The organism is Paramesorhizobium deserti (genome assembly GCF_001558695.1).
Lineage (GTDB): Bacteria > Pseudomonadota > Alphaproteobacteria > Rhizobiales > Rhizobiaceae > Paramesorhizobium > Paramesorhizobium deserti.
The window spans coordinates 761,991-772,492 of record NZ_LNTU01000001.1; the positions used below are offsets into that span (position 1 = coordinate 761,991).

At 62.7% G+C, this 10,502-nt stretch carries 10 protein-coding genes; 5 read left to right on the plus strand and 5 right to left on the minus strand.

The genetic code is table 11. The features are described 5' to 3' along the window. Positions 1–33 precede the first annotated feature (33 nt). The gene (locus ATN84_RS03600) at positions 34–2,931 is read right to left on the minus strand and encodes an autotransporter outer membrane beta-barrel domain-containing protein (protein ID WP_082766074.1); all 2,898 of its coding nucleotides are present in this window, start codon (positions 2,929–2,931) and stop codon (positions 34–36) included. A 186-nt stretch (positions 2,932–3,117) separates the two neighbouring features. On the opposite strand from ATN84_RS03600, the gene ATN84_RS03605 reads away from it, so the two are divergent. Then, complete coding sequence (locus ATN84_RS03605) at positions 3,118–3,519, plus strand: hypothetical protein (RefSeq protein WP_153020078.1); 402 nt, start codon at positions 3,118–3,120, stop codon at positions 3,517–3,519. 19 nt (positions 3,520–3,538) lie between these two features. Here ATN84_RS03605 and ATN84_RS03610 read toward each other — a convergent pair whose 3' ends face one another. Next, positions 3,539–4,408: a LysR family transcriptional regulator gene (locus ATN84_RS03610; protein ID WP_068880130.1), complete on the minus strand. Its 870-nt coding sequence runs from the start codon at positions 4,406–4,408 to the stop codon at positions 3,539–3,541. A 106-nt stretch (positions 4,409–4,514) separates the two neighbouring features. Here ATN84_RS03610 and ATN84_RS03615 point away from each other — a divergent pair, with 106 nt between their 5' ends. Continuing rightward, positions 4,515–4,745: a DUF1127 domain-containing protein gene (locus tag ATN84_RS03615; RefSeq protein WP_068880131.1), complete on the plus strand. Its 231-nt coding sequence runs from the start codon at positions 4,515–4,517 to the stop codon at positions 4,743–4,745. Between the two features lie 79 nt (positions 4,746–4,824). After that, positions 4,825–5,733 carry a DUF72 domain-containing protein gene (locus tag ATN84_RS03620; protein WP_068880132.1) on the plus strand — a complete coding sequence of 303 codons (909 nt, stop codon included), beginning with the start codon at positions 4,825–4,827 and terminating at the stop codon, positions 5,731–5,733. A 5-nt stretch (positions 5,734–5,738) separates the two neighbouring features. Here the strand turns inward: ATN84_RS03620 and ATN84_RS03625 are convergent, their stop codons facing one another. Genes ATN84_RS03625 through ATN84_RS03635 form a run of 3 tightly spaced genes read right to left on the minus strand, consistent with a single transcriptional unit; the run spans position 5,739 to position 8,521 of the window. Then, positions 5,739–7,031, minus strand: a complete 1,293-nt coding sequence (locus ATN84_RS03625) for a TRAP transporter large permease (protein WP_068880133.1) — start codon at positions 7,029–7,031, stop codon at positions 5,739–5,741. Further along, a complete protein-coding gene (locus ATN84_RS03630) occupies positions 7,028–7,519 on the minus strand; it encodes a TRAP transporter small permease (protein WP_068880134.1) in 492 nt (163 codons plus the stop codon). Before ATN84_RS03630 ends, ATN84_RS03625 begins: the two co-directional genes overlap by 4 nt. 6 nt (positions 7,520–7,525) lie before the next feature. Then, positions 7,526–8,521: a sialic acid TRAP transporter substrate-binding protein SiaP gene (locus tag ATN84_RS03635; RefSeq protein ID WP_068880861.1), complete on the minus strand. Its 996-nt coding sequence runs from the start codon at positions 8,519–8,521 to the stop codon at positions 7,526–7,528. A gap of 162 nt (positions 8,522–8,683) precedes the next feature. Between ATN84_RS03635 and ATN84_RS03640 the strand changes: the two genes are divergently transcribed. After that, positions 8,684–9,571 carry a dihydrodipicolinate synthase family protein gene (locus ATN84_RS03640; RefSeq protein WP_153020079.1) on the plus strand — a complete coding sequence of 296 codons (888 nt, stop codon included), beginning with the start codon at positions 8,684–8,686 and terminating at the stop codon, positions 9,569–9,571. 19 nt (positions 9,572–9,590) lie between these two features. After that, a complete protein-coding gene (locus tag ATN84_RS03645) occupies positions 9,591–10,256 on the plus strand; it encodes a GntR family transcriptional regulator (protein WP_068880136.1) in 666 nt (221 codons plus the stop codon). Positions 10,257–10,502 lie beyond the last annotated feature (246 nt).

Here is a 10,502-nt window from a genome sequence, read left to right on the forward strand (position 1 = left end):
ATGGAAAACCCTGTTGCCCGTTCGGGCGGGTTTTTAAAACTTCACGCTCAGCCGGGCGCCGAAGCCATGATCCTGTGCGTCCTCAGCCAGGCGTCCGGTATAGGAGATATCGAGGCTTGCGGCCGCTGAAAGATCGATGTCGAAACCGGCTTTCAGGAGTGCGGTGTCCCCGGCGATCGGCACGCCCTCGACTATGAACCCGCTGCCGCCCGCGAAAGCGGCTCGGGCCGTCGGCGTCAGGTCGCCGAAAGCGTGCTGCCAGCCGAGCGTGCCGTGCAGATGGGCGGCCATGCCGCCGAGGTCGAGCGCCGTCGCGGCGCGCAGGCCGAGCGTCGTATAGGTGACATCAGTCGTATCGCTCGCAAAGCCGAGGCCGGCGCTGCCGCTCTCGGAGAAGCCATCCGTATGCAGGTTCACATAGGCAAGCCCGGCGAAGGGCTCAAAGCTCGCCCGGCCATGGCGGATCGTATAACCGGCCTCGCCGAAGAGTTGCGCGGTGCGCGCGTCGTAGGATGCCTCGGCTTGATCGGCAAAGCCGGCAAAGCCGATCGTCCGGCTCGTGTCGACGTCGTGCCAGCTATGCGCCGCGCCGAAGCGCAGGCCGAGCGCGCCGATCTCGGCACCGGCATAGGCGGCGATCGTGTAGGTGTCGGCATCCGCCGAGGAGGCGCGGTCATCGATATCGAAGGAGGATCGCCCGTAACCGCCGGCAAGGCCGGCGCGCCATATATCGTTGAGCGCGATATCGCCGCCGACGAAGAAGCCGCCCGAAGAGCGGTCCATATCCGCGCTGCTACCGTTGCCGTCGCTCTCACCCCAGGCACCATAGCCCTCGGTCCAGAAGACAAGGCCTTCGGTCGCGGCAGGCGATGCGGCAGTCGCCGCGCGCAGCCGTTCGTTGATGGCGTCGCGCACGAAGCGGCTGTCCTCGATGAGCCCGCTCTTCGTGCTGGCCTGGATCTCGCCGGAAAGACTGTCGAAGGCGATTTGCGCGGAAGCGGCATCGGGGAGCGCCGCGATCGCCTCATAGAGCGCGTTGCCGGAGCCGAGGCTTTCAAGCCCAGTCGCGGTCTGGCGCTGGTTCTCCGTCACCGTGACATCGGCATAGGCGACGGCGCTGCGGGTGACGTCGAGATAAACATTGGCCGGATCATAGGCGAGCGCGAAATCGACAAACAACGTGGAAGGCGAGGACAACGTGTCATAGCTGCCCGAAACGCCACCGGCGGCGGAGAGGATGGTGTAGCGCGTGCCCGTCTTGTAGGTGCCGGCGGCCGGCGTCACCGCCACCGTGCCGGCAAGCGTCGCCGTGCCCGTGACGTCGACCAGGTCGGACTGTCCCTCTGCATTCACCTCGACCGCATAGGTCGAGCCGGCGGTCTGCGCATAATCGCCGTTGACGGTGAGCGTGCCTATGGAGCGGCCGGGTGCAATCGTGCCTGCGATCGTGACGGAGCCGATCGTGCCTGTCCCGTCGAGCACCGAGCCCGCACCAACAGCCAGAACGCCGCCGAGCGTGCCATCGACGCTCAGCCTGCCGGCCCTGATATTGATGCCGCCCGAATAGTCCTGCGCACCTGTCAGCGTCCAGCTTCCGCCTTCGACATTCAGATATTCGAAATTGCTGCCGCCCCCGAAGGTGCCGGTGCCGTCGAGCGAGATCGTGTCCGTGCCCTCGCCGCCATCGACGAGCCCGATGAACTGCGCACCGGTGCGCACGTTCAGCGTGTCGTCGCCGCCGCCGAGGTCGACCGCCAGCCCGTCCGCGCCCTCGATCAGGCCGGAATTGGTGAGCGTGTCGTTCTGGTCGCCAATGATCTTGATGCCGAAACCGTTTTCGCCGCGAATTGTGCCGGCATTGTTTATAGTCGTCGCCGCGAAGGCTCCGCCGCCGCTGCTGTCATCGATCAGGATGGCATTGTCCGCGCCGCTGATGACGGCATCGGCCGACGCATTGTCGATCGACCCGCCGCCCATCGCGATACCTTCGCTTTGGTTCGGCGTGTCACCCGGCTTGGTGCCGGTGGCGCCGGTTCCGCGGATGGTGCCGTAATTCACGATCGTGCCAGCAAGATCGATATCGATGCCATCTCCGTCGCTCAGTTCAGAAACGCCGTCGGCATCGCCCGAGATGAGGCCGTAATTGACGACAGTGCCCGTTCCGTCGGAGCCGACGCCGGAACCGTTGCGGCCGATGATCGACGCGCCGGCCTGGTTATAGACCGTCACATCGACATCGCTGGTGATGCCGTGCCGCGCACCGGAGATGACGCCGCCCGCATAATTGTTCACCGTCGCGGCGTGATCCTGCATGTCGACGCCGTCGTTCTTCTGATCGGCTTTGGGGGGATTGGCGATGATGGTGCCGTAATTGTTGACGACGCCGCCCTCCCCCGGACGGATTGCATCCGCATCCTCGGCACGGATTTCGCCCGTGGCGAGATTGTTGATCGTCACCTTGGCCTGGCCGGAAGAGATAGAGTCGAAATCGATCGCCTGGCCGCCTTCAGAGACGATCTCTCCGGCATTCTCCACCGTGACCACGCCCTCGCTGACATCTGCATTGATGCGGAAGGCATCGTCATCGGTCGCGATCTTCGCGCCCTCATTGTTGATCAGGGTGATGAAGCGGGGATTATCGTCACCCTTGGTATCGATGCCGCGCTTCGTGCTGCTGATCGTGCCGTTGTTGACGATCGTCACGCCGGGCGCCGGCGAGGCGCCGTCCCAGGTGATCGCCGTTCCATCGACATCGAGCGTCGCTTCGCGCTCGACCGTCAACGTATCCGTTCCCGAAACGGTCTTCTTCGCGTTGTCCGTCGTTCCGCCTGCCACCAGTTGATCCGCCGCCCACGCCGCCTGCGGCGCAACCGACGACATGAGTGCAGCAACCAGCGTGGCATGAGCCGCGCGCCCGACCAATCCTGTCATGATGAAAGCCCCCTAAATCTTGGTGTCGGGGCTCTCTACCGACGCTTCATGACAGAGGGGTGACAGCGGGCGGAAAAGTGGGACGAGAGCCGGTACACACCGGTCAGTCTTTATCCATGCATCTCAACTTCCCCAATAGGCTCCGGATATTGTATGCTGGTCTTTTTCAGCAGGTAAATGATTTCAATGAAACAATTTCTTCGATTTCTCTCTTTCACCCCGTCGCTGGCCGGAATTCTGCTGCAGGGATATATCTCCTTCGTCCTTCCTGAAGGGCGCTTCGACGTCTCATTCGTCTGGCTGTTCCTCTATTCCTGCCTGCCCTATGCGATCTGCTGCGCAGTCGCGGCCAAGGCGAATTCTCCGGCTGGATTTTTCGGTGCGCTCGCCGCGCTGATCAACGACGCCGTCACATTCCACGACGTATTCATAGCGCCCACTCATTCAACCGCGCCGATCGGACTGCTCCTTGCCCCCTTGGCCAATCTGATCCTGTTCATGCCCGTCGGCCTTATCGTCGGATGGGTGACAGATCATGCGGTTCACGCCTATCGCGCACGCGACAAGACGCCTGCGATGAAGTCGTGAAAGAAAGCGGGCGCAGCTATTACGGATAGAGCGACATCGGGCGGAAGGCCTCGCGGATCATCTCCGCCATTCCCTCGACTGCCGGGCTTGAATGATAGGGGTTGCGCCTCAGCACGACGCGCGAGGAATCGACCATCGGGAAACCATCCTCAGCCGTGAGCTCCCGGCAATCGGCCGGGATGTTGCTGCGCGACAGGGCGGCGATGGCGAGGCCGGACGAGACTGCGATCTTCAGCCCGCCGCTGGTATCGCAGGTGAAGGCGATGCGGTAGCCAAGCCCGTGCTGCTCCAGCGAGCGGATGGCGAACTCGGTGCACCATTCCGAATTGCCGTAGACGGCGATCGGCAAGGGCGCGCGCTCATGCAGCCGGTGGGTCAGCGAGGTCACCCATACGGTCGGGTCGATGAGCAGGACTTCGCCGGCGGCCCGCTCGTGCCAGTCGAACACCACGGCGAGATCCAGCTCGTCATTTTCCAGCGCAGCAATCTGATGAACCGAATAATCGCACCTGACCGTCACCTCCACCGCGGGATGCCGCTCGGAAAAGGCGGCGAGCGCCCGCGGCAGCACGGTCTGGCTGTATTCCTCGGGGATGCCGATGCGCACCGGCCCGTCGAGCGGCTTGACGCGCATGGCCGCGGCCGTCTCATCGAGAAGACCGACGATGCGATGCGCATAGGGCACGAGCTGCTCGCCCCGCCGCGTCAGGGCAACGCCGCGTGGGCCGCGCTCGAACAGCGCCTCGCCGAGACTTTCCTCAAGCCGCTTGATCTGCATGCTGACGGCCGACTGGGTGCGCCCCACATCATCCGCCGCCCTGGTGAAATTGCCGGTTTCGGCGACGGCGAGAAAAGTGCGCAGGAGATCGCTTTCAAGAGGCGCATACATGGTTTCAGCCATTTGAATTTCTAATGGCTGCCATTGTCACTATTCGTTTGTGTGATGTCAAATTTCCCGGATCATGCCAGCCATCGGGCTTTAACGGGAGAGCGACATGGACGCGCAAAAACGGCACCGCGGCACTGTTCTACCGAAACGGCTGAGGGCTTTCCTGACCTTTTCCCGTGAAGAAGCGGCAAGGCGGCGCATGCTGGCCGACATCCTCGACAAGCATGACGACCATTGGCTCAACGATGTTGGATTGAGCCGCGATGAGGCGCGCCGCATCCTGAAGAGATCCTTTATCCGGCGGCTGATGGAATGGTGGAGGACAAATAGAAAGTGAGTGCGCGGATCAGGGAACGATATGTCCGGGCAGCCGTTCCCCGCCTATCGTTCCCCGGTTCAACAGGCAGGCGAAATCAATGGCGACGGCAGGCACGATCCGCATCGGCATATCTGGGTGGACCTATGCGCGCTGGCGCGGGGTGTTCTATCCGAAAGGGCTGCCGCAGCGGCTGGAGCTGACCTATGCGTCGGAACAGTTCCCCTCGATCGAGATCAACGGCACGTTCTACGGGCTGCAGCGGCCGGAGAGCTTCACCCGCTGGAACGAGGCCACGCCTGATGATTTCGTCTTCGCCATCAAGGGTTCGCGCTACATCACCCATCTCAGGCGGCTGCGGGACGTGAAGACGCCGCTTGCCAATTTCATGGCTTCGGGCCTTTTGCGGCTCGGACCCAAACTCGGGCCGATCCTCTGGCAGTTTCCGCCGCGTATGGCCTTCGATCCGGATTTGTTCGAAAATTTTCTCGCCATGCTGCCGCACGATACCGAAGAGGCCGCGGTGCTGGCGCGGCGGCACGATGCCCGCCTTGAAGGGCGCGCATTCACGACGAGCGATGCGAAACGGCCGCTGCGCCACGCCGTCGAGATCCGCCATGACAGTTTCCGCTCACCTGATTTCATCAAAATGCTGCGGCGCCACCGGGTGACGCTGGTCTGCGCCGATACGGTGGAATGGCCGCTCCTGATGGATCTGACCACCGACTTCGTCTATTGCCGCCTGCACGGTTCGGAGGAGCTCTATACCAGCGGCTATGACGGGAAATCGCTCGACCGCTGGGCCGAACGCGTGCGCGCCTGGGCCCATGGCCGCGAGCCGCGAGACGCCGAGCGGGTGATGGAGCCGACCAGGCCGCGCCAGACGGGGCGGGACGTCTATGTCTATTTCGACAATGACGCGAAGGTGCGCGCGCCGGCCGATGCCCTGTCACTCGCCAAGCGCCTCGGCGTCGCATGGGAGCCGGAAGACCAGAAGATCGCCTCCTGACGACCTCACTGATAGCCGAAGAGGCGCGGCAGGAAGAGCACCGTTTCCGGGAAGACGATCATGACCAGCAGCGCTGCGAGCAGGATCACCAGGAAAGGCCATATCTCCCGGATGATCTTGCCAAGCGGTATGCCCGTCACCGCATTGATGACAAAGAGCAGCACGCCGTAGGGCGGCGTCACCAGCCCGATCATGATGTTGACGACGAGAACCACGCCAAGATGGACGGGATCGATGCCCAGCTGGCGCGCGGCTGGCAGGAAGAGCGGCACGACGACGAGCAGCAGCGTCGCCGCATCAAACAGGCAGCCGAGCAGCAGAAAAATGATGTTGACGCCGATCAGGAACAGGATAGGCGATATCTCCAGGCCGTTCAGCTTTTCGGCGACGAGGCCGGGGATGTTCTCGCTGGCGACGACATAGTTCAGCACCAGCGCCGAGGCGATGATCATGCCGACGACCGATGTGGAGCGCGCCGAATCGAGCACCATGCGGTAGAACTCACGCAGACTCAGCGAGCGGTAGAAGAACGTCGCGAGGAGGAGTGCATAGGCGGCGGCGATTGCCGCCGCTTCCGTCGGCGTGGTGGCGCCGCCATAGATGCCGGCGAGCAGGATCACCGGCATCAGGAGCGCCGGGAAAGCACGGGCCGTGGTCTTCGGCATCGCCTTGAGCGGCACCACCTCGTCGGCAGGGAAGCCACGCTTCACCGCCATATACCAGTTGATCGCCATCAGGCAGGCGGCGATGATCAAACCCGGGATGATGCCGCCGAGGAAGAGATAGCCGACCGACGAGCCTGAGATCAGCGCATAGAGAACCATGGGGATCGAAGGCGGGACGATCGGGCCGATGACGGCTGATGCCGCCGTGAGCGCGGCCGCATAGCCGGCGGGATAGCGATCGTTCTTGCGCATCATGTCGATGATGACCCGGCCGATGCCTGCGGCGTCCGCAATCGCCGAGCCGGACATGCCGGAGAAGATGAGGCTCGCCACCACATTGACCTGGCCGAGACCGCCGTGAAAGCGGCCGACCAGCGCCACGCAGAAAGCAAGCAGCCGGTCGCTGATGCTGCCGGCATTCATGAAATTTGCAGCGAGGATGAACAGCGGCACGGACAGGAGCACGAAGGAATCGAAAAGCCCGTTGAGGCTCTGCTCGGCGACCAGCGCCACGTCCTGGCCGGTGGCGAAGAGATAGGCGATCGCCGCCGCGAACATGGCGAAGGCGATCGGCACATTGGCGCCGGCGAGGATGAAGAAGCCCGCGAGCGCAACGAGAAAGGCGGTGCTCATAAGGCCTCCGGGGTATGCGACGGGCTTTCGTCCCGGCCGCGGACGGCGCGATAAAGCGCCAGCACCGAACGGATGACGACGGCGGCGGCAAAAACCGGGAAAATGGAATAGACGAGATCGAAGCGGATGCGTGTCACCGGCGTTGAATCGATCTTCATGAAGCTGACATAGTCGACGATCGCCGGAAGCGCGCTGGCAAAGGCCAGCCCCAATATGACGTGGCCGATGATGGTGAGCACACGGCGCGCACCCGGACTTACCGCATCGCTTAACATCGAGAAGCTGACATGTTCGCTTTCATCGAGAAGAAAGGCGGATGTCCAGAAGACGGTCCAGATATAGAGAATGACGCATGCCTCGGACGTCCAGCCGAGCGGCTGGTTGACGATATAGCGCATGAATATCTGGAGAAGGAAGGCGACGAACATGGCCGTGAGCAGCGCCACGGCCACGATTTCGGCGAGCTTGCGCGCCCTGGACAGCATCATCCCGCCTTATTTGACGGCGTTGATCTTGTCGACGATGCCCTCAGGCCAGCTCTTGGCGAACTCGGAGCCCTGATAGGCCTTCTGCACCCGCTCACGGAAGGCCTCGCGGTTCGGGTCGTAGACCGAGAGCCCCTGCCCCTTGAAGAATTCGACCAGCTCCGCCTCGTCCTTGATCCGGTTCTCGTCATTATAGGCGATCGCCTTCTGTGCCGCCTCGGTTACCTTCGTCTTCTGGTCGTCGGAGAGCTTGTCCCAGGTCTTCTCCGACATCGACAGGAAGACGGCGTCGACCAGATGGTTGGTCATGACGATCTGCTTGGTGACCTCATAGAACTTGGCCGCCTTGTCGGTCGGCAGCGGATTATCCTGGCCGTCGGCGACGCCAGTCTGCAGCGCGGTGTAGATCTCGCCGAAGGCGATCGAAACGGGGCTCGCACCCAACGCGGAGCCGAGGAACTGCCAGGCATCGGAGCCCGGCATGCGCAGCTTGACGCCGCTCAGATCATCCGGAGTCTCGATCTTCTTGTCGCCACGCAGATTGAGCTGCCGCGTGCCGAGATAGCCGACATCGAGAATCTTGATGCCCATCTGATCCTCGACCATGCCATAGAATTCCTTGCCGATCTCGCCACGGAACACGTTTTTCTGATGTTCGGGATCGCGGATCAGGTAACCGGCGGTGAAGACCGACCATGCGGGGATCTGCTTGGCGATGTCCTGCGCGGAGATCATCGCCATGTCGAGATTGCCGCGCTGCATGGCGGTCGGCTCGGTGCCCTGCTTGAAGAGCGTCGCATTCAGGTGGATTTCGACATCGAACTGGCCCGGCGCCAGCTTTTCCAGCTCGTCCTTGAAGACCGGCAGCATCTTGGCATGCCAGTCGGACTCGACTGCGGGCGTGGAGATGCGCAGCTTGATCGCATCGGCGGCAAAGGCGGGCACGGCGCCAGCCATGAATGCGCCCGCTGCGGCGATCAGCGCAGTGCGTCTGGTTATCTTCATCATTTCCTCCCTGAACGTTTCCCAATCCATATACAGAACCGGCAAAGGGTCTCCCACCCGAGATGTCGGCCATCCAATAATTTATGTTACACGGCATTCGCCCTCTTGCAACATAAAAAACACGCAGTAACATGTTAGTTCTAAATCAACAGGAAACGCAACGTGACTGCACTTGAGAGATTCGGCCTTTCCGCCGCACTGGCAACCCCCTTCAACCGCGATGGGAGCATCGATCTGGCAAGGCTCGGCGACCACGCCGCCGCCAGTATCGAGGGTGGCTGCGACAGCATCACGGTGTTCGGCACCACCGGTGAAGGCGCATCGATCAGTGCGGGCGAGCGCGGCCAGGTGCTCGACCAACTCGGACGGACCGCGGTAAAGCCCGATCAGGTCGTCACCTGCATCGCCGCGACGGCGGTGGACGATGCGGTGCGCCAATGCCGTGCGGCGCTCGATTTCGGCTGCAAGGCGCTGCTCCTGCCGCCGCCCTTCTATTTCAAGAGCGTGAGCGACGACGGCGTGTTCGGCTGGTATGCCGGTCTCCTGGAAAGGATCGGGCCGGATGCGCGCGACGCCATTCTCTACAACATCCCTTCCGTCACCTCGGTGACGGTCTCGCACGATGTGCTGGCGCGGCTGCGTGCGGCTTTCGGCGGCGTGATCACGGGCGTGAAGGATTCCGGCGGCGACTGGAGTTATACGGAAAAGCTGCTCGATGCGCATGGCGATATCGCCATCCTGGTGGGCGACGAGCGTCATCTCGCCGCTGCCGTCCGGCGCGGCGGCCAGGGCGCGATCTCCGGCATCGCCAATCTCTTCCCGGCGGAAGTGCGCGGCCTTGCCGTAGACGGCCGTGACGACCCGCGCATCAACGCGCTCGTCGAACTGGTCTTGCGCTATCCCGTCGTTCCGGCCATCAAGGTGCTGATGGCGCATATGTCGGGTCATGCGGGTTGGTCGAAAGTGCGGGCGCCGCTGGTCGATGCCAATGGCGCGGCCGACTCGCTGGTGAAAAGCCTGCGGGCCATCATGACACGAAACGCGGCCTGAAACGAAATGGGGAATTGAGATGCGCAGCGACGACGGCGGGTCCACCAAACAGCGCGATCAGGCTTACCGTTCGTTCACGCGCCATCTCCTGGCAAGCGACATCCGTCCCGGCCAGTTCGTCTCCCAGCGCGAGCTCGTCGCACTGACGCAGATGCCGCTCGGCGCGATCCGGGAACTCGTGCCGCGGCTCGAGGCGGAAGGGCTGATCACCACCATTCCGCAGCGCGGCATGCAGATCGCGCCGATCGACTACAGCCTGGTGCGCGACGCCTATCAGTTCCGCCTGATCCTGGAGAAGGAAGCCATCCGGCATTTCACCACGACGGCGAGCGACGAAGCCATTGCCGCGATCCGGGACAGCCACGAGGCCATTCTCAAGCGGGTCGAAGCGGAAGGCACGACGGCGGATATCGTCAACGACGCCCAGGGCGTCGATTGGGGCTTCCACGACCTGTTGATCGAATCACTCGGCAACGAGATCGTCACCAGCACCTACCGGGTGAACTCGCTGAAGATCCGCCTCATCCGCCAGGAGCTGATCCGGATCGACGGCCATGTCGTCCCTGTCATGCACGAGCATCTTGGCATTATCGCCGAGATCGAAAAGCGCGACGCGGATGCCGGGGCGGCGGCACTGGAGCGCCACATCATCGGCGCGCGGCAACGCGCCCTCGGCATGCCCTGACCTTTCCAGCCCCAGGCTGCCAGACCGCATTTGCTCCGGTTCCCTACGGGCGAAAATCCGATCCCTTTTCTCCCCTGCCCGGCTTCGGGGCTGTTGCACATATGCAACTTCTGGGCGATATAAGCAGATATCCAGAATTAAAAGTTCTACCAGCGCTGCCTGAATTCTGGAAATTCCATCGTTTCCGGAAAGACACAGGGCCACATTTCCCCCATTTAATCAACATGTTCCGTGCTTCAGCCGAAT